Origin of the sequence: Dactylosporangium sucinum (assembly GCF_014647515.1) — a bacterium.
In the GTDB taxonomy this organism is placed as follows: domain Bacteria; phylum Actinomycetota; class Actinomycetes; order Mycobacteriales; family Micromonosporaceae; genus Dactylosporangium; species Dactylosporangium sucinum.
Genome location: NZ_BMPI01000039.1, coordinates 39571 through 56843, shown reverse-complemented (window position 1 = coordinate 56843; position 17273 = coordinate 39571). Strand labels below are relative to the sequence as shown.

The window sequence follows — 17273 nt, the reverse complement described above, 5'->3', positions numbered from 1 at the left end:
CCCGGGCTGCCCGGTCGGGCGACTCGGACGGCGGGGTCAGGCGGCCACGGCCACCAGCCGCGCGGCCGGTGGTGGCGGCGACGGAGCCTCGGCCCCGGCGGGGGTGGCGAGCCAGCCGAGGGCCGTCCGGGCCGTATACGCCCACCAGCCGATCCACGGCCCGTATCGCCGGCGGAGGTCGGTCGGGTCCGGGGTGGGCTCGCCGTAGAGCGCCAGGGCCGTCTTCGTGAACTGGGTCCGCTCCAGGGGGACGGCGTCCGGGCGGCCCAGGGCGCGCAGGAGCAGGGCGTGGGCGGTGAAGGTGCCGATGCCGCGGACGGCGAGCAGGGCGTCACGGGCCTCGTCATACGGCGCGGTGCGGAGGGCGGCCTCGTCCAGCTCGGCGATGCCGGAGAGCACCGTCAGCAGTCGGTCGGCGCGGAACTGGCTGCCCGTGTGGGCCAGGAGCTGACGCGGCGTCAGGGTGGTCACCACGGCGGCCGTGGGGAACGCCGAATACGCCCGGCCTTCCACGATGCCCCACGGGCCGTGTTCGTCGACCAGGCGGCGCTTGCGGGTCGCCGCATGCCAGGCCGTGGAGCGGTGGGTCAGCGTGAAGTAGGCGGCGGCCTCGGCCAGGGTCGGGAAGCAGACCTGGTGCAGGCCCTCGGCGACGGGCAGGAGGCGGGCCATCGCCGGGTCGGTGCGGGCGATCGCCAGGAACTCGTCGCGGTCGTCGTCGAGGCTCAGCCAGTTGGCCACGGCGGTGGCGACGGCCGTCGTCTCGGACGGGGTGAGGGGCTCGTCGCCGTAGACGGTCACGGCGACGCCCGGCTCGCCGTCGTCGCGGGCCATCACCTCCGTGACCACGGCCCTCGACGGGTCGCTCGGGTGCAGGAACGCCTTGCGGACGCGGCCGTCGGAGGTGACGAACTGGTCGTTGTTGGTCGGCGTGAAGGTGCGCATCGCGCGCCTCGAGCAGGCGAGGTCGAACGGGGCGGTGGCGGACAGGACGATGCGGGTGGTGATGCCGAGTTCGGTCATGGCGACAGTTTCGAACCCGGGTACGACACTTTCTAAGCCGCGCGTGCCGCCAGCAACAGTCCGTCACCGATCGGCAGCAGAGCGGGCACCCAAGCGTCGCTGTCGCGCAGACCCTTGACCGTCTCTCTCAGCAGTACCGTCTCCGTGTCCCGAATCGTGGGATCACTGACCCGGCCGCCGGCCAGGGCGTCGTTCAGCACCAGCGTCCCGCCCGGGCGCAGGAGCCGCTCGGCCGCGGTCACGACGGGGCCGTACTCGGCCGGGTCGTGATCCACGAACACCAGGTCGTACGCCCGGTCGGCCAGCCGGGGCAGCACGTCCAGCGCCCGGCCGGTGATGATGCGGGCCCGCGACGGCGGGTTGCCGGCGGCGGAGAACACGCGCCGCGCGATCCGCTGGTGCTCGGCCTCGTAGTCGATCGTGGTGAGAACGCCGTCGCGCCGCATGCCGCGCAGGAGCCACCCGCCGCTCACCCCGGTGCCGGTGCCGACCTCGACGACGGCCTTCGCGTTGCTCACCGCGGCGATCACCCGCAGTGCCGCGCCGCAACCCCGGCTGACGGCGTGGATGCCCAGCTCACCGGCCTGTTCGCGGGCGGCCGTGAGCACCGGGTCCTCCAGCACGTACCCGTCGACGAAGTCGGCGAACTGCTGCGCGCTTCTCGCGGACGCGGTGATGGGGCACCTCCAGGTGAGTCGATTCCCGGCAAAGCCTAGGAGACCTCGCCCCCGCGTGTGGGATGCCGGAGCGTGTAATGCTGGATGCGAAACGGACGGAGGAGCCGATCGTGACAGACGGTTCGGCCTGGCGTCAGCCGGGCCATGGCGCAGCGCCCAGCCCCGGTGGCTGGGCGACGCCTACGCAGGGCCGCCCGCAGACGCAGCCGCAGCCCGCGCCCGACAGCTGGTGGTCCGACGCGCTGGCCGACCCGTGGCGCGATCCCGACGCGCCCGTCGTCGTCGTGAAGACGCCGCAGGACGACATCCCGCCGCTTGAGAAGCCGCCGGCGCCCGGCCCGGGCCCGCGCCTCGGCCTGGGTCTCGTGCTGGTCGTGTCGATCGTCACCGCCCTGCTGGCGGGCGCGCTCGGCGGCACGCTCGGCTACGTCTTCGCCGTCGGCGGCGGTGGCGGCCTCGGCGGCACGCAGCTCGGCAGCGACCCGCCGCTCAACGGCCGCCCGCCGGACTCGGTCGCCGCCCTGGCCAAGAAGGTCCTGCCCAGCGTCGTCACGATCAGCATCCGGGTCGGCTCCGGCATGTCCCTCGGCTCCGGCTTCGTCGTGTCCAACGACGGCCATGTCATCACCAACAACCACGTCGTCGAGGGCGGCACCGGCAACGCGACGGTCCGGTTCAGCGACGCGACGGTGGCCTCGGCGAAGGTGGTCGGCGGCGACGACGAGTCCGACGTCGCCGTGCTCAAGATCGATACGGCCGGGCTGCCCGAGGGTAAGCTCGTCCCCGTCGAGTTCGGCGACTCCGACCAGGTCCAGGTCGGCGACCCGGTCGTCGCGGTCGGCGCGCCGCTCGGCCTGACCAGCACGCTCACCTACGGCGTGGTCAGCTACCTCGACCGCCCCATCCGCACCAGCGAGGGCGGCACCGCACGATACTACTCGGCCATCCAGACCGACGCCGCGGTCAACCAGGGCAACTCGGGCGGCCCGCTCTTCAACGGCGCCGGCCGCGTGGTCGGCATCAACTCGGTGATCGGCACCCTGTCCGAGGACCAGTCCACGGCGGGCAACGTCGGCCTCGCGTTCGCGATCCCGATCAACCATGCCAAGCGCATCGCCACCGACATCATCAACACCGGCAAGGCCCGGCGCACCGTGATGGGCGTCCAGCCCGACCCGTCGTACCGCAACCCGGTCGGCGGCGCCCGCCTCGCCTCCGTCGAGGCCGGCGGCCCGGCCGCCGCGGCCGGCCTGAAGAGCGGCGACGTGATCCTGACCGTCAACGGCAAGCCGGTCGAGGAGTTCTGGGACCTCACCGCGCTCGTGCGCAAGTACGCACCCGGGGACACGGTGGAAATCCAGTACTTACGCGGTACAACTCGGGAAAAAACGTCAGTAACGCTGGTCGCAGACGCGAAGTGACCATCGGGCCCTCCCCGTTCGGGGCCGCGGGTGCGTAGTCTTGCGGCTGAGAGCAGGGGAGGGCCGGCACAATGGGCTTGGAGAACATCGGCGGCTGGGAGTTCATCCTGATCATCCTGGTCGGGCTGTTCATCTTCGGTCCCGACCGCTTGCCGAAGGCCATCGGCGACGGCATGCGGATGCTGCGCAACGTCCGCCAGATGGCGCGCAACGCCACCGGCGACCTCAGCAAGGAACTCGGCACCGACATCCAGCTGGAAGACCTCCACCCGAAGACCTTCCTGCGCAAGCACCTGCTCAGCGAGGCCGACGAGGCCGCCCTCCGCAAGCCGTTACAGGGCATCTACGACGACGTCAAAGGCGTGGCGGACGGCGTGAAGCGCGATGCCCAGGCGGCGGCTTCCGCGGCCAACAGCGTGGCGACCCCGGCCTCGACCCCGGCCGCGACCACGCCACCGCCGTCCCAGCCGGCGGTGCGCGCCTCCTGGGACGACGTCACCTGACATTCATTCGCCCCGGTCGTACTGCGGGCGCCTGCCACGACAGCCCGACCGCGAGATGGTCGGGTCGGTGGGCGACATTTCCGAAATGTCGAGCTATGGCGGCGAAAGCGGACGCTGCGGCTGCGCGGGTCAGTGAGGACGGCGCCGGCAGGGCTCGCGGCGGCTGCGGCTGCGGTGCTCGCGGCGGAGGCAGTGCTCGCGGCAGCGGCGGTGGAGGCGGCGGTGCTCGCGGCGAGGGCGGCGGCGGTGCTCGCGGCAGCGGCGGTGGAGGCGGCGGTGCTCGCGGCGAGGGCGGCGGCGGTGCTCGCGGCGAGGGCGGCGGCGGTGCTCGCGGCAGCAGTGGCAGTCTTCGCGGCGGCAGCAGTGCTCGCGGCGAAGGCAGCGGACGAGGCAGTGCTCGCCGCGGCGGCTACGGCATTAGCACCGCATCGCACCGTCGGCCCGACGCTGCGGTCCGACCATGCCGCACGGCCCGGTTGCCGAGTTCGGTGCCTAACGGCCCAAATCGAGCATTCGACGCATAGTGCTCGGACCCGCCTCGCTGCGCCGATGTCCGGCTGGGACACCACGGCCGCGCCGGCCAGGGCGGCCAGTTTGTGTCTGGCCTTCCGGGTGGCGTGCGTGCGCCTGCGTGACCGCGGAAGTTCTCGTCCCTATGCGACACACAAACGTCCGTGATCATGGACCGCTTCCGCGGCGCCGGAGCGGCGAGGTCAGCGACCGGCGGGCTTCAGCCCCAGCGGCTTGCCGACCAGGCTCTCCCGTCGCTGCGCCAGCCGATCCGCCACCGCGCTCAGGGCGACCGCCGCGGGAGCGTCCGGGGTGGCCAGCACCAGCGGCTGCCCCGAGTCGCCGGCCTCGCGCAGGCGGGTGTCGAGGGGGATCTGGCCCAGCAGCGGCACCTTCGCGCCAACCAGGCGGCTCAGCGAGTCGGCCACCGTCTGGCCGCCGCCGGCGCCGAAGATCTCCATCTTCTCGCCCGTGGGGAGCTCCAGCCAGGACATGTTCTCGACCACGCCCACGATGCGCTGGTGGGTCTGCAGGGCGATCGAGCCGGCCCGCTCGGCCACCTCGGCCGCGGCGGCCTGGGGAGTGGTCACGACCAGGATCTCGGCCGACGGGAGCAGCTGGGCCAGCGAGATGGCCACGTCGCCGGTGCCCGGCGGGAGGTCGAGGAGGAGGACGTCGAGGTCGCCCCAGTACACGTCGGCGAGGAACTGCTGCAGGGCCCGGTGGAGCATCGGGCCGCGCCACACGACCGCGGTGTTGCCGGGGGTGAACATGCCGATCGAGATGACCTTCACGCCGTGGGAGGACGGGGGCATGATCATCGACTCGACCTGGGTCGGGCGGCCGTCGGCGCCCAGCATGCGGGGGACGGAGTGGCCGTAGATGTCGGCGTCGACGACGCCGACCGAGAGGCCGCGGGCCGCCAGCGACGCCGCCAGGTTGACCGTGACGCTCGACTTTCCCACGCCGCCCTTGCCGCTGGCCACCGCGTAGACGCGGGTGCGCGAGCCCGGCTGGGCGAACGGGATCACCGGCTCCTGCACGTCGCCGCGCAGGCTGGTCTGCAGGTTCTTGCGCTGCTCCGGGGTCATGACGCCGAAGTCGATCTCGACCGCGGTCACGCCCGCGACCGCCCCGACCGCGCGCGTGATGTCGCTGCGCAGCTTGTCCTTCAGCGGGCAGCCGGCCACCGTCAGCAGGATGCCGATCGCCGCGACCCCGTCCGGGCGGAGCATGACGTCACGCACCATGCCCAGCTCGGTGATCGGGCGGCGAATCTCAGGGTCGTCGACGGTCGCGAGCGCGGCGGTGATCGCGTCCTCAACGGTGGTGGCCGGGGCAGACATGGCTGCCATGGTACGTCGGGATGCCCGCCCACCCCGCGTGGTGAGCGCCGCCGAGGAACGCGTCACACCACCCGAAATGAGTATTTTGCCAACCACCGGGGTTGTCCCCGCACCCGACCCGGTGCGACCATCGTTTACACGCCGCGCGCCTAGCCCCTTGAGGCGCGCGGCCAACAGCAAAGCTCAGTGCCGGAGCCGCCGCCGCGACGAAGGCGAGGCATCCGGCGAGTCGGAGTCCACCGAGTCGTCCGGGTCGTCGCCGTCGTCCGCCTCCAGCGGCTCGTCCAGCGCGGTCGCCGCGGCCGCCGCCTTCTTCGCCTTCTTCCGCTCCAGCTTCGCCCGCCGCACAGCGGACTCGTCGAGCTCCTCGCCCATCCGGGCCAGCTCCGACCGCAGGAAGTCGCGGGTCGCCACCTCGCCGACGGCGATGCGCAGCGCGGCGATCTCCCGGGCCAGGTATTCGGTGTCCGCCTTCTGGGCGGCCGCCCGCCGCCGGTCCTCCTCGGAGGCCAGCCGGTCGCGGTCCGTCTGCCGGTTCTGGGCCAGCAGGATGAGGGGCGCCGCGTAGGACGCCTGCAGCGACAGGATCAGCGTGAGGAACGTGAACGTGTACGGGTCGAAGCGCCAGCTCTCGGGCGTGAGCGTGTTCCAGGCGATCCAGGCCAGGATCACCACCGTCATGTAGACGAGGAACTTGGCCGTGCCCATGAACCGGGCGATCCCCTCGGACCACTGCCCGAACGCCTCGGGGTCGAAGCGGGGCAGCGTGATCCGGGTCTCGCGCGGCTGGTCGAGGCGGCGACGGTCAGCCACGGCCACCGCCCGGCAGCGACAGTGGCTCGGCGTGGTCGCGGTCGCGCCAGTCCTCGGGCAGCAGGTGGTCGAGCACGTCGTCGACCGTGACGGCGCCGACCAGCTTGTCGTTGTCGTCGACCACGGGCATCACCACCAGGTTGTAGGTCGCCATGCGGCGGGTGATCTCGGCCAGGGTGGTACCCGGTTCGAGCGGATCGATGTCGTTGTCGACCACGCCGCCGAGCAGCGCCGAAGGTGGCTCGCGGAGCAGCCGCTGGAAGTGGACGACCCCGAGATACCGCCCGGTCGGGGTGGCCATCGGCGGGCGGGTGACGAAGACCCCGGCGGCGACGGCGGGGGAGAGCTGCGGCTCGCGGATGCGGGCGAGCGCCTCGGCCACGGTGGCGTCGGGCGGCATGACGATCGGCTCCGAGGTCATCACCGAGCCTGCGGTGCCCGGCAGGTAGTCGAGCAGGGCGCGGACCGGGGAGGCCTCGTCGGGCTCCATCAGGTCGAGCAGCACCTCCTGCTCCGGCTTCGGCATCTCGGAGAGCAGGTCGGCGGCGTCGTCCGGGTCCATCTCCTCCAGCACGTCGGCGGCCCGCTGCGGCTCCAGCGCGGTGATGATCTCCAGCTGGTCGTGCTCGGGCAGCTCCTCCAGCACGTCGGCGAGCCGCTCGTCGTCCAGCGCCGCGGCGACCTCGACCCGCCGACTCTCGGACAGGTCCTGCAGGACGTTGGCCAGGTCGGCGGGGCGCATGTTGTCGAGCACCGCGAGCAGCCCGGCCGTGCCCTGGGTCTGCGGCTCCCCGGCCAGCCCGGCGACCTCGCCCCACTCGAGCTGGTTGAGATGGCCGCGGCGGGTCAGCCGGCCGCTGAACTCGCGGACGGCGACGCGCGTCAGCGACCACTCGCCGGTGCGGTCGGACTCCATGGCGACGTCGACGACGGCGCCCGTGCGCCCGGTGGCAGGGACGGTGACGTGCCGGTCGACGAAGTCCTCGAGCACCAGCAGCTCACCGGGGCGCTTCTCGAACCGGCGCAGGTTGAGCGTGCCGGTGTTGAGCACCACGGCGTCGGGCTCGATCGCGGTGATCCGCCCGATGGGCAGGAAGATCCGCCGCCGCATCGGCATCTCGGCGACCAGCCCGACCACGCGGGGCGGCTGGTTGCCGGTGCGGGGACGCGCGACCGCATCGCGCACCCGGCCCACCTGGTCGCCGTTCGGATCGAACACGCTCAGGCTGGCAAGGCGCGCCACATAGACTCGCGGCGCAGTGCTCACAAGGAACCAGCCTACTTATTAGGCTTCCGCTCATGAGCATGGTGCGGTACTCCGTCGTCGACGTCTTCACCGACCGGCCCTTCACCGGCAACCCGCTGGCGATCGTCCACGACGCGCAGGACCTCGCCGGCGAGCAGATGCAGGCGATCGCGCGCGAGTTCAACCTGTCCGAGACGATCTTCGTGCTGCCGCCGACGACGCCCGGCGCCACCTACCGGGTGCGGATCTTCACGCCGGGCGTCGAGCTGCCGTTCGCCGGCCACCCGAGCGTGGGCTGCGCGGTCACCCTGCACCGGGCCGGCGTCGTCAAGGGCACCGACATCGTGCAGGAGTGCGGCGCCGGCCTGATCCCGATCCGGGTCGACCCGGAGCACCACAGCGCGACCGTCACCGGCGGCGAGCCGACCGTCGGCGTGGCCCTCGACCCGGCGCCGCTCCTCGCGGCGCTCGGCCTGACCGAGGACGACTTCGTCGGCCCGGCGCCGCGCACGGCCGGTTGCGGGCTCGAGTTCGCGTACCTGTCGGTGACCGACGAGGCGGTCACCAGGGTGCGGCTGCAGCACGAGGTCGACAACCTCAGCGTCTTCCACTGGGACGCCGAGCGGCACGAGGCGCACGTCCGGGTGCTGGTCCCCGGGGTCGGCGTGGCCGAGGACCCGGCGACCGGGTCGGCGGCGCTCGGCCTCGGCGTCTGGCTGGTGGCGGCCGGTCTGCTGCCCGGCGACGGGCTCAGCCAATACCACATCATCCAGGGCGTGGAGATCCGCCGGCCGTCGTCGTTGCAGTGCTCGGTCACCGCGTCCGGCGGGGTGGCGGTCGCCGCGACCGTCGGCGGTCACGTGGTGCCGATCGCCTCCGGCGAGATGGCCGTGCCGCCGTTCGTGGGTTGACCGGGCTGACCGGGCTGACGGCGCGCCCCGAGCACCACGATCGCCACGCCGGCCAGCAGTACGGCGATCCCGGGCAGCGTGCGCGCCTCGGGCAGCTGGCCGAGCAGCAGCCAGGCGATGACCAGCGCGCCCGGCACCTCCAGCAGGAGCAGCACCGCGACCGTGGTCGACCCGATGCGCCGCAGCGCGTAGTTGATCAGGGTGTGGCCGAGCAGCTGCGGCCCGATCGTCATCGCGGCGATCGCGACCCAGGTCTGCCCGTCGAAGCCGACCAGGTCGGCGCCGGTGACGAGCGAGGCGGCCAGCAGGACGACAGCGCACACCGAGTAGCAGACGCTCGTGTACGTCGTGGTCGCGATCGTCGCGCGGGCCCGGCTGCCGAGCAGCGTGTACCCGGCCGCGGCGAGGCCGCCGAGCAGCGCCAGCCCGTCGCCGAGCAGGGCCCGGGGCGACAGGTCGGGGTCGGCGCCGGTGGCGAGCGCGACGCCGGCCACCGCCAGCCCGATGCCGGCCCAGGTCGAGGCCGGCACCCGCACGCCGCGAACCGCCGAGACGAGCGCGGTCCAGATCGGCGTGGTGGAGACGAGCGCCACCGACATGGCGACGCTGGTGAGCTTGGTGCTGGGCACCCACGCGCCGAAGTGGACCGCCAGGAACAGCCCGGACGTGACGCTCACGAGTCCGGCGCGCCGCCCGAACAGGTGGCGCACCTCGTCCGGCCGCCGCACCAGCGCGACCGGCGCGAGGACGCCGACCGCCGCGGCATTGCGCCAGAAGGCGATGGCCAGCGACGGGGCGGCCGCAAAGGCGATGAGCGGCGCCGACGACGAGATCGCCACGATCGCGACCACGAGCGCGACGACGGAAGCCATGCGGGAGATCTTTGCACTAGCTGAAAACTGTCGTTGATCCGACACTTGTCGCCCTCGCCACCCTGTAAGACCCTACTCATCCGTTTGGGGGATACGAGGGGGGCCGATCAGTGTTCGCTGCTGTCTGTTTTGACTACTTCAACACGTGTACGTCCGCCGTACGGCGCGGCGAAGGGCACCGGCGGACGGCCGAGGTGCTCGGGGTCGACCCGGACGAGTGGGTCGACCTGCTGGACCTGACCTTCGACGAGCGGGCCCGCGGCGGGGTCGGCAACGGCGCGATCTCCGGCATACGGGCACTGTGTGCCCGCATCGGCGCCGCGCCGTCCTACGCACAGCTGCACGCCGCGCTCGAGTTACGCCTGGCGGCGCTGCAGGACGACGCCCCGCTGCGCGCCGAGACCGTGCCCGTCCTGCGGGCACTGCGCGCGGCCGGGGTCAAGGTGGCGATCGTCAGCGACTGCTGGTTCGAGCTGCCGGGTTTCCTGCCGACGTCCGCCCTGGCCGGCCTGTTCGACGCCGCGGTCTACTCGTCGGAGGTCGGCGCCGCCAAGCCGGACCCGGCGATGTACCGCACCGCCTGTGACCTGCTCGGCGCCGACCCCGCCGGGTGCCTCTACGTCGGCGACGGCGGCGGCCGCGAGCTGACCGGCGCCCAGGCGTTCGGCCTCACCGCGGTACAGCTGGCCGCCCCGGACCTCGGCGACCACCTGACCTTCCACGCGGAGCCCGACTGGCGCGGCGGCCGAATCGAAACGCTGCATGACGTCCTTGCGCTCGTCGGCGCCCCTATGCTGGTGGCGTGACGGCGGCATTGTCGCTGACGGATGGCCGGCTCCTCGCCCGCCTGGCGGCGGACGCGGTCCGCGCGCGCCTCAGCGGGGTCCGTCTCGTCGCCCGGCTGCCGCTCGACGGCGCCCTGCACGCAAGCGGCGCCTCGTTCGTCACGCTCGAGCGCGACGGTGTCCTGCGCGGCTGCGTCGGCACCCTGGAGCCGGTCCGCCCGCTGCACCACGACGTCGTGCGCAACGCGGTGCGGGCGATGGCCGACCCCCGCCTCCCGCCGGTCACGCACGACGACTGGCCGCTGCTCGACGTCAAGGTCTCGGTCCTCGACCGGCCGACCGAGATCCCGGCCGGCGACGACACGCAGGTGCTGGCCGCGCTGGATCCGGGCACCCACGGGCTGATCCTCGACGACGGCCGGCGGCGGGCCACGTTCCTGCCGTCGGTCTGGGCCAAGCTGCCCGAGCCGGAGCGGTTCCTGACCGCACTGCTGCGCAAGGGTGGCTGGCCGGAGGGGGAGTGGCCGGCCGGAGTGGCGGCCTTCCGGTACGGGTCGAGCGAGTTTCACGACCGGTCGCCGCGGACGCCGCTGTGATTGGATGGCGGGTATGGAGCCGTTGATCGAGGAGGCCGCCAAGAAGGCCGCCGTCGCCTGGCTGTCGGTGCCCGGCGCCGGCCCGGCCTACCTGGTGTGGTGCGCCTGGCTCGGCGGCTCGCTGCTGGTCGTGAGCGGCCCCGGCGAGCAGGCCGCCCCAGGGCTCGCCGAGGCGGCCACGGCCGACGTCACGCTCCGCGGCGACCACGGCGGGCGCATCGTCACCTGGGCGGCGACGGTGACCCGCATCGATCCGTCCGCCGACGACTGGGCCGAGCTCGTGCCGCAGCTGGCCGGCAAGCGCCTCAACGGTGCCACCGACCTCGCCGCCGGGTGGGCCGAGCGGTGCGTGGTCAGCCGCCTGACCCCGGCCGGCGAGACCAGCCCGATGCCCGACGACTCGCAGGCCGCCCCGCCCCGGCCCTCGCCGGCGACCCGGCTGCCGAAGCGGCCGTTCCGCCTGCACAAGGTGCGCGGGGCTACCCGAGACCGACAGCGCTGAGGCTGGCCTCCCACAGCCGGGCCGCGAGCCGCGGGTCGCGCGTGGCCGCGGTCGGCTGGGCGAGCTTGCGCTTGACGTAGTAGCCGCCCGAGGTGAGCTGCACGGCCGGGGTCGCGGCCAGCCAGACCAGCGTGTCGGCGCCCTGCTCCGGCGTCTTGGCGAACGGCGTGATCCGGCTGGCGAAACCGACCCCGATGCTCGTGCCGAAGCGGCTGCGGACCCAGCCCGGGTGGTACGCCGCGGACATGATGTCGGGCCAGCGCCGCGCCGCCTCGGCCGCGAACAGGATGTTGGCCTGCTTCGCCGAGCCGTAGCTCCGCCACAGCCCCGTCCGGCGGGCCCCGCGCAGGTCGTCGGGGTCGATCGCGCCCATCGCGTGGGCGCCCGAGGCCGTGTTGATGATGCGGCCGTTGCGCAGCTGCTCGCGCAGGAGGTTGCTCAGCAGGAAGCCGGCCAGGTGGTTGGTCTGGATCGTCTCCTCGAACCCGTCGGGGGTCACGGCATGCCCCCGCACGACGCCGCCCGCGTTGTTCGCCAGGACGTCGATCCTCTGGTACCGCTGGCGCAAATGATCGACGAGCACGTGCACGTCGTCGAGGCGCGCGAAGTCGGCCCGGTAGGCCGGGGGAGTCTTCCCGCCGGTCGCATCCTGCACCGCGGCGGCCGCGGCGGTGAGACGATCGGGGTTGCGGCCGACGAGCACCACGTGGGCACCGCGGCGCGCCATCTCGACGGATGCAGCCAGACCGATGCCTGAACTGGCTCCGGTGACCACGATCGTACGGCCGGTGAGATCTCCCACAGGGGCATTCTGCGCGCTCACGGGACGAGGTTACCGTGGCGTACCTCGCCCCTTAACCCTTGCTAAGGAGCCCTTCCATGGCCGCTCTCGGTCGCCCGCGCCGCTCGTGCCTCGCCGTTCCCGGGTCGAGCGTGAAGATGCTCGACAAGGCCCAGGGCCTGCCCGCCGACCAGGTCTTCCTCGACCTGGAGGACGCGGTCGCGCCGCTGGCCAAGCCGGAGGCGCGCAAGAACATCGTGGCGGCGCTCAACGATGGCGACTGGGGCGGCAAGACCCGCGTGGTGCGGGTCAACGACCTCACCACCCCGTGGACGTACCGCGACGTCATCGAGGTCGTCGAGGGCGCCGGCGAGCACCTCGACTGCATCATGCTGCCGAAGGTGCAGTCGGCCGCGCAGGTCCAGTGGCTCGACCTGACGCTGACCCAGATCGAGAAGACGATCGGGCTGCCCGCCGGGAAGATCGGCATCGAGGCGCAGATCGAGAACGCCGCCGGCCTGGTCAACGTCGACGCGATCGCCGGCGCCTCGCCGCGCGTCGAGACGATCATCTTCGGCCCGGCCGACTTCATGGCCTCGATCAACATGAAGTCGCTCGTCGTCGGCGCGCTGATCCCCGACTACCCCGGCGACCCGTACCACTACATCCTCATGCGCATCCTGATGGCCGCCCGCATGCACGACCTGCAGGCGATCGACGGCCCGTTCCTGCAGATCCGCGACGTCGAGGCGTTCCGCGAGGTCGCCAAGCGCAGCGCCGCCCTCGGCTTCGACGGCAAGTGGGTGCTGCACCCGGGCCAGATCGACGCCGCGAACGAGGTCTACAGCCCGGCCCAGGCGGACTACGATCACGCCGAGCTCATCCTCGACGCGTACGACTACTACACGTCCGAGGCCGGCGGGAAGCTCGGCGCGGTCATGCTCGGCGACGAGATGATCGACGAGGCCTCCCGCAAGATGGCGCTGGTCATCTCGGCGAAAGGCCGGGCCGCGGGCATGTCGCGTACCACCTCGTTCACCCCGCCGGCCTGAGAAAACGCGCGTCGCATTGCCCGGTGGCGGATCCGGAAGGCAGGATTTGCCCTATGGCACCCGACCTTCGCTCCAGCGGACCCGCCGGCAAGAGCGGCCGGCGCGATGTGAGCCGCCCGTCCTCCGCGCGGCGCACGCTGCGCGCCGTCCCCTCCAACGGACCCGAGCTCGCCGAAGATCCCGCGGACGACGAGTCGGCGACGGCCGCCGAACGCCTCGACGGCCGGGTGGCCCTGGTGACCGGCGCCGGCAGCCCCGACGGCATCGGCTACGCCACCGCCCGCCGCCTGAAGGCGATGGGCGCGGCGGTCGCGATCGTCTCGACCACGCGGCGCATCCACGACCGCGCGAGCGAGCTGGGCGTGATCGGCTTCGTCGCCGACCTCACCGTCGAGGCCGAGGTCGGCGCCCTGGCCGACGCGATCAGCGACCAGCTCGGCGCCGTCGACATCCTGGTCAACAACGCCGGCCTGGCCAGCAAGGCCAGCCCGGAGGTGCTCCGCCCGGTCGCGCAGCTCACCTATGAGGAGTGGCGTGCCGAGATCGACCGCAACCTCACCACGGCGTTCCTGGTCAGCCGCGCGTTCGTCGGCGGCATGGCCGAGCACGGCTGGGGCCGCATCGTGAACCTGGCGGCCACGGCCGGCCCGGTGAACGCCCTGCCGGCCGAGGCCGGCTACGCGGCCGCCAAGGCGGGGGTCGTGGGCCTGACCCGGGCCCTGGCTATGGAACTGGTCGCCGACGGCATCACGGTGAACGCGGTCGCCCCCGGCATCATCCACACGGGAGCGTCGACGCTGGTCGAGCTCAAGCAGGGCTTCGGCACCCCGATGGGCCGGCCGGGCACGCCGGAGGAGGTGGCGGCGACGATCGCGTTCCTGTGCTCGCCCGGCGCGTCCTACATCACCGGCCAGATGCTCGTCGTGGACGGCGGCAACAGCGTCCGCGAGGCGCAGTACCGCTAAACACCCAGCACCACGATCGGGATGCCGCACAGGCAGGCCAGCAGGGTGTAGCCGACGATCAGGGCGGTCAATGCCAGCCAGCGGCCGCCCTCGCCCGTCCGCTTGATCTGGGCCCGCGCGATGTGGCCCATGATGATGCCGAACGGCGGGAGCAGCACGGCGAATACCAGGGCCGCGATCGCCATCGTGTTGACGCCGGGAATCCGCTGGTCCTCGTTCACCGGAGAAGAATTTCACAGGTGGATGTGGGCCGCTCACATTGGCCGGGTCACGGTGCGGACGCGATACTGCCTGCGTACCCGCCGGTAACTTGTGCTGACCAACGGAGGTCGACCAGATGGCCCGCCTTGCCCAGACACCAGGCCTGACCGACGTGCAGCAGTCGATCCTGGAGACCGTGCGGGAGTTCGTGGACAAGGAGATCATCCCCCACGCGCAGCGGCTCGAGCACGACGACGTCTACCCAGCCGACATCGTCGCCGGCATGCGCGAAATGGGACTGTTCGGGCTGACCATCCCCGAGCAGTTCGGCGGCCTCGGCGAGTCGCTGCTGACCTACGCCCTGGTCGTGGAGGAGCTCTCCCGCGGCTGGATGTCGATCTCCGGCATCGTCAACACCCACTTCATCGTCGCCTACCTGGTCTCCCAGCACGGCTCGCCCGAGCAGCGCGAGCGCCTCCTGCCGCGGATGGCCGCCGGCGAGGTGCGCGGCGCGTTCTCGATGTCCGAGCCGGGCTGCGGCTCCGACGTCGCCGCGATCCGCACCAAGGCCGTGCCCGACGGCGCCGACTACGTGATCAACGGGCAGAAGATGTGGCTGACGAACGGCGCGTACTCGACCGTCGTGGCCACGCTGGTGAAGACCGACCTCGGCGCCGGGTCGGTGTACGGGAACATGACGACGTTCCTGCTGGAGAAGGCGCCCGGCTTCGGCGAGAACGAGCTGCTGCCCGGCCTGACCATCCCCGGGAAGATCGAGAAGATGGGGTACAAGGGCGTCGAGACCACCGAGATGGTCCTCGACGGCGTGCGGGTGCCGGCGAGCGCGATCCTGGGCGGACCGGACCAGGCGGGTCGCGGCTTCTACCAGATGATGGACGGCATCGAGGTCGGCCGGGTCAACGTCGCCGCGCGCGCCTGCGGGATCTCGATCCGCGCGTTCGAGCTGGCGATCGCGTACGCGCAGCAGCGGCAGACGTTCGGCGCGCCGCTGGTCAAGCACCAGGCGATCGCGTTCAAGCTGGCCGAGATGGCGACGAAGATCGAGGCCGCCCACGGCCTGATGGTCAACGCCGCCCGCCTGAAGGACTCCGGCCGGCGCAACGACGTCGAGGCGGGCATGGCGAAGCTGCTGGCCAGCGAGTACTGCGCCGAGGTGGTCCAGGAGTCGTTCCGGATCCACGGCGGCTACGGCTACTCCAAGGAGTACGAGATCGAGCGGCTGATGCGCGAGGCCCCGTTCCTGCTCATCGGCGAGGGCACGAGCGAGATCCAGAAGACGATCATCAGCCGGGGGCTGCTCAAGGACTACGGGGTCCGGTAATCGCGTGGACGGCCCGGATCACGGCGATGCACGCGTCCTCGACGTAGTCGACCCCGGCGGCCTCGGCCAGCGCCCGGCCCTCGGGGGAGACGATGTCCTGCTGCAGCCAGATCGCGGGAGCGCCGATCGCGAGCGCGTCCTTGACCACCTGGGCGGCGTCGGCCGACGGCCGGAACACGTTGACCAGGTCGACCGGCTCGGGGATGTCGGCGAGCGTCCGGTATGCCCGCACGCCGAAGATCTCGTCCGCGAACGGATTCACCGGGATGATGCGCCATCCGTGACGCTGGATCGCCAGGGGCACCGAATGGGCCGTCTTCATGCGGCTCCGCGAGGCCCCGACGACCGCGATCGTGGTGGCTTCCCGCAGGATCTGCTCCGCGCTGCGCATGGACGCAACGGTAGCTCGCCGGCCGGCTAGGCCCGGTGCTCGTCGCGCAGCCGGCCCCTCACCGACGCGCTCACGACCGTGACGGCCGTCCCGATGAACAGCAGGTTGAACACGATCTGGCAGATCACGAGCACGCGCGCGGCCTGCCCGGCGGCGTGCACGTCGCCGTAGCCGACGGTCGCGAGCGTGGAGAGTGTGAAGTACAGCGCATCCGTGCGCGTCTCCAGGCCGACGAACTGGCGCGGGTCGGCGGAGACGACGAAGTACGCGAGCGAGAACCCGAACACGGCGAGCACCATCAGCAGCACGAGGCTCTCGACCCGCACGTCGTCGCGCGACCCGGCCCGCACCTGCCGGCGCAGCTGCCGGGCGAACAGCACGCAGAGCACGGCCACCCCGATCAGCGTCACGGCACCCCGGATCCACTCGTCGGCGGCCCGGATCGTGGTCAACGGCACCAGGTAGTACACGAGCGTGGCCACGACCAGCACCACCAGCCCGCGCCGGGCCACCCGCCCCATGGCTCCAGGGTGCCCGCCGGCCGGGCGAGCCCCGAGTGACTCCCGGGGTGACGGCCTAGGCGGCTCGCGTGGCCAGCGTGCCGCGGAGGCGGTCGAGCTCCTCGGGCGTGCCGATGGCCGCCCGATGCTCGGGATGGCTGACGTAGTCGTAGATCGACAGCGACAGGAACCACAGCGACACGTCGAGCGGCACCGTCTGGCCGGGCTGTAACTGACGGATCCGCCGCCCCCGCACCAGGTCGGGGTGCGCGAGCGTCCACAGCGGACGGTCCGGGCCCGGCGCCAGCGCCGGCCACGGCACGAACGTGCGCCCGCCGTCGATGGCGATCCCGTCGGCCGTCAGCAGCAGCGGCCCGCTGCGGAGCATCCGGTGCACCAGCAGGAGCATGGCGGTCGCGTTGAGCAACAGGATGGCCCAGGCCATGATCGGAACGATCCGGCCCGGCACCCGCAGCCCGGTGCTGGCCATCAGCACGAGCGCGGCGCTCAGCAGCCCGTTGAACAGGCACTGCCGCCGGAAGTTGGGCAGCACGGCGAAGGCCACCACCCCGTCATGCGCCGCCAGCCGGAACGTGGACGGTCCCCGGTTCGTCCGGGTGAGCTCCACCAGCCCGATGACGATCCCGAGGGTCGTCAACGGCTGCAGCACGATCATGAGCGGCAGGAACGCCTCGGGCTCGTCGGCCAGCACGACCACCCCGACGGCTGCCCCGACGGCCACCGGCGGCCCAACGAGCACCAGATAGTCGCCGGCACGTCCCCCCATGCGCCCGACCCTAGCCAACAAACCTGACCGTTAGCTGACCGAAAGACTG

General features: G+C 72.3%; 21 protein-coding genes. 10 read left to right on the top strand and 11 right to left on the bottom strand.

The features are described 5' to 3' along the window. Positions 1 to 36: 36 nt before the first annotated feature. Complete coding sequence (locus IEZ31_RS33840) at positions 37 to 1023, bottom strand: DNA-3-methyladenine glycosylase family protein (protein ID WP_190254122.1); 987 nt, start codon at positions 1021 to 1023, stop codon at positions 37 to 39. A 32-nt stretch (positions 1024 to 1055) separates the two neighbouring features. Next, the gene (locus IEZ31_RS33835; RefSeq protein WP_190254121.1) at positions 1056 to 1646 is read right to left on the bottom strand and encodes an O-methyltransferase; all 591 of its coding nucleotides are present in this window, start codon (positions 1644 to 1646) and stop codon (positions 1056 to 1058) included. 164 nt (positions 1647 to 1810) lie between these two features. On the opposite strand from IEZ31_RS33835, the gene IEZ31_RS33830 reads away from it, so the two are divergent. The 3 genes from IEZ31_RS33830 (at position 1811) to IEZ31_RS33820 (ending at position 4302) form a co-directional block, all read left to right on the top strand. Then, positions 1811 to 3121: a S1C family serine protease gene (locus tag IEZ31_RS33830; protein WP_190254120.1), complete on the top strand. Its 1311-nt coding sequence runs from the start codon at positions 1811 to 1813 to the stop codon at positions 3119 to 3121. A gap of 71 nt (positions 3122 to 3192) precedes the next feature. Further along, the gene (locus IEZ31_RS33825) at positions 3193 to 3624 is read left to right on the top strand and encodes a Sec-independent protein translocase subunit TatB (RefSeq protein ID WP_190254119.1); all 432 of its coding nucleotides are present in this window, start codon (positions 3193 to 3195) and stop codon (positions 3622 to 3624) included. A 174-nt stretch (positions 3625 to 3798) separates the two neighbouring features. Further along, positions 3799 to 4302, top strand: a complete 504-nt coding sequence (locus tag IEZ31_RS33820) for a hypothetical protein (RefSeq protein ID WP_190254118.1) — start codon at positions 3799 to 3801, stop codon at positions 4300 to 4302. Positions 4303 to 4337: 35 nt separating this feature from the next. Here the strand turns inward: IEZ31_RS33820 and IEZ31_RS33815 are convergent, their stop codons facing one another. The 3 genes from IEZ31_RS33815 to IEZ31_RS33805 all read right to left on the bottom strand — a co-directional run bounded on the left by IEZ31_RS33815 (position 4338) and on the right by IEZ31_RS33805 (position 7560). Next, positions 4338 to 5480 (bottom strand): Mrp/NBP35 family ATP-binding protein, encoded by a 1143-nt coding sequence (locus tag IEZ31_RS33815; RefSeq protein WP_190254117.1) that lies wholly within the window; start codon positions 5478 to 5480, stop codon positions 4338 to 4340. Positions 5481 to 5663: 183 nt separating this feature from the next. Then, positions 5664 to 6293 carry a DUF1003 domain-containing protein gene (locus IEZ31_RS33810; RefSeq protein WP_190254116.1) on the bottom strand — a complete coding sequence of 210 codons (630 nt, stop codon included), beginning with the start codon at positions 6291 to 6293 and terminating at the stop codon, positions 5664 to 5666. Beyond that, positions 6286 to 7560 carry a magnesium transporter MgtE N-terminal domain-containing protein gene (locus tag IEZ31_RS33805; protein ID WP_190254115.1) on the bottom strand — a complete coding sequence of 425 codons (1275 nt, stop codon included), beginning with the start codon at positions 7558 to 7560 and terminating at the stop codon, positions 6286 to 6288. Before IEZ31_RS33805 ends, IEZ31_RS33810 begins: the two co-directional genes overlap by 8 nt. A gap of 32 nt (positions 7561 to 7592) precedes the next feature. Between IEZ31_RS33805 and IEZ31_RS33800 the strand changes: the two genes are divergently transcribed. Then, the gene (locus tag IEZ31_RS33800; RefSeq protein WP_190254114.1) at positions 7593 to 8450 is read left to right on the top strand and encodes a PhzF family phenazine biosynthesis protein; all 858 of its coding nucleotides are present in this window, start codon (positions 7593 to 7595) and stop codon (positions 8448 to 8450) included. Here the strand turns inward: IEZ31_RS33800 and IEZ31_RS33795 are convergent. Further along, on the bottom strand, positions 8396 to 9322 hold the full coding sequence (locus IEZ31_RS33795; RefSeq protein WP_190254113.1) for a DMT family transporter: 927 nt from the start codon (positions 9320 to 9322) through the stop codon (positions 8396 to 8398). The genes IEZ31_RS33800 and IEZ31_RS33795 overlap by 55 nt on opposite strands. A 194-nt stretch (positions 9323 to 9516) precedes the next feature. Between IEZ31_RS33795 and IEZ31_RS33790 the strand changes: the two genes are divergently transcribed. Genes IEZ31_RS33790 through IEZ31_RS33780 form a run of 3 tightly spaced genes read left to right on the top strand, consistent with a single transcriptional unit; the run spans position 9517 to position 11205 of the window. After that, positions 9517 to 10128 (top strand): HAD family hydrolase, encoded by a 612-nt coding sequence (locus IEZ31_RS33790; RefSeq protein WP_229836076.1) that lies wholly within the window; start codon positions 9517 to 9519, stop codon positions 10126 to 10128. After that, positions 10125 to 10703, top strand: a complete 579-nt coding sequence (gene amrA, locus IEZ31_RS33785; RefSeq protein ID WP_190254111.1) for an AmmeMemoRadiSam system protein A — start codon at positions 10125 to 10127, stop codon at positions 10701 to 10703. The genes IEZ31_RS33790 and amrA overlap by 4 nt, the downstream gene beginning before the upstream one ends. 13 nt (positions 10704 to 10716) lie before the next feature. Beyond that, complete coding sequence (locus tag IEZ31_RS33780) at positions 10717 to 11205, top strand: hypothetical protein (RefSeq protein WP_229836075.1); 489 nt, start codon at positions 10717 to 10719, stop codon at positions 11203 to 11205. On the opposite strand, the gene IEZ31_RS33775 is transcribed toward IEZ31_RS33780, so the two are convergent. Further along, complete coding sequence (locus tag IEZ31_RS33775) at positions 11183 to 12007, bottom strand: SDR family NAD(P)-dependent oxidoreductase (protein WP_190254109.1); 825 nt, start codon at positions 12005 to 12007, stop codon at positions 11183 to 11185. The genes IEZ31_RS33780 and IEZ31_RS33775 overlap by 23 nt on opposite strands. Positions 12008 to 12084: 77 nt before the next feature. Here IEZ31_RS33775 and IEZ31_RS33770 point away from each other — a divergent pair, with 77 nt between their 5' ends. Together IEZ31_RS33770 and IEZ31_RS33765 are read left to right on the top strand one after the other, a co-directional pair. Then, positions 12085 to 13038, top strand: a complete 954-nt coding sequence (locus IEZ31_RS33770; protein WP_190254108.1) for an HpcH/HpaI aldolase/citrate lyase family protein — start codon at positions 12085 to 12087, stop codon at positions 13036 to 13038. Positions 13039 to 13091: 53 nt separating this feature from the next. Continuing rightward, entirely contained in the window at positions 13092 to 14003 is a 912-nt protein-coding gene (locus IEZ31_RS33765) for an SDR family NAD(P)-dependent oxidoreductase (protein ID WP_190254107.1), read from the top strand. On the opposite strand, the gene IEZ31_RS33760 is transcribed toward IEZ31_RS33765, so the two are convergent. Further along, entirely contained in the window at positions 14000 to 14224 is a 225-nt protein-coding gene (locus IEZ31_RS33760; RefSeq protein WP_229836074.1) for a DUF4190 domain-containing protein, read from the bottom strand. The genes IEZ31_RS33765 and IEZ31_RS33760 overlap by 4 nt on opposite strands. A gap of 116 nt (positions 14225 to 14340) precedes the next feature. On the opposite strand from IEZ31_RS33760, the gene IEZ31_RS33755 reads away from it, so the two are divergent. Further along, positions 14341 to 15546, top strand: a complete 1206-nt coding sequence (locus IEZ31_RS33755; RefSeq protein WP_190254106.1) for an acyl-CoA dehydrogenase family protein — start codon at positions 14341 to 14343, stop codon at positions 15544 to 15546. Here the strand turns inward: IEZ31_RS33755 and IEZ31_RS33750 are convergent. The 3 genes from IEZ31_RS33750 to IEZ31_RS33740 are packed head-to-tail and all read right to left on the bottom strand — an operon-like array spanning position 15524 to position 17224. Further along, complete coding sequence (locus tag IEZ31_RS33750) at positions 15524 to 15937, bottom strand: CoA-binding protein (protein ID WP_190254105.1); 414 nt, start codon at positions 15935 to 15937, stop codon at positions 15524 to 15526. The genes IEZ31_RS33755 and IEZ31_RS33750 overlap by 23 nt on opposite strands. Positions 15938 to 15963: 26 nt before the next feature. After that, on the bottom strand, positions 15964 to 16458 hold the full coding sequence (locus tag IEZ31_RS33745; protein WP_190254104.1) for a potassium channel family protein: 495 nt from the start codon (positions 16456 to 16458) through the stop codon (positions 15964 to 15966). A 55-nt stretch (positions 16459 to 16513) separates the two neighbouring features. Further along, positions 16514 to 17224, bottom strand: a complete 711-nt coding sequence (locus tag IEZ31_RS33740) for a hypothetical protein (RefSeq protein WP_190254103.1) — start codon at positions 17222 to 17224, stop codon at positions 16514 to 16516. Positions 17225 to 17273: the final 49 nt, after the last annotated feature.

Coding starts and splice junctions, on each gene's coding strand:
- IEZ31_RS33770 (WP_190254108.1), top strand. CDS start 12,085: ATGGCCGCTCTCGGTCGCCCGCGCCGCTCGTGCCTCGCCGTTCCCGGG.
- IEZ31_RS33765 (WP_190254107.1), top strand. CDS start 13,092: ATGGCACCCGACCTTCGCTCCAGCGGACCCGCCGGCAAGAGCGGCCGG.
- IEZ31_RS33815 (WP_190254117.1), bottom strand. CDS start 5,480: ATGTCTGCCCCGGCCACCACCGTTGAGGACGCGATCACCGCCGCGCTC.
- IEZ31_RS33800 (WP_190254114.1), top strand. CDS start 7,593: ATGAGCATGGTGCGGTACTCCGTCGTCGACGTCTTCACCGACCGGCCC.
- IEZ31_RS33745 (WP_190254104.1), bottom strand. CDS start 16,458: ATGGGGCGGGTGGCCCGGCGCGGGCTGGTGGTGCTGGTCGTGGCCACG.
- IEZ31_RS33840 (WP_190254122.1), bottom strand. CDS start 1,023: ATGACCGAACTCGGCATCACCACCCGCATCGTCCTGTCCGCCACCGCC.
- IEZ31_RS33825 (WP_190254119.1), top strand. CDS start 3,193: ATGGGCTTGGAGAACATCGGCGGCTGGGAGTTCATCCTGATCATCCTG.
- IEZ31_RS33780 (WP_229836075.1), top strand. CDS start 10,717: ATGGAGCCGTTGATCGAGGAGGCCGCCAAGAAGGCCGCCGTCGCCTGG.
- IEZ31_RS33755 (WP_190254106.1), top strand. CDS start 14,341: ATGGCCCGCCTTGCCCAGACACCAGGCCTGACCGACGTGCAGCAGTCG.
- IEZ31_RS33740 (WP_190254103.1), bottom strand. CDS start 17,224: ATGGGGGGACGTGCCGGCGACTATCTGGTGCTCGTTGGGCCGCCGGTG.
- IEZ31_RS33795 (WP_190254113.1), bottom strand. CDS start 9,322: ATGGCTTCCGTCGTCGCGCTCGTGGTCGCGATCGTGGCGATCTCGTCG.
- IEZ31_RS33750 (WP_190254105.1), bottom strand. CDS start 15,937: ATGCGCAGCGCGGAGCAGATCCTGCGGGAAGCCACCACGATCGCGGTC.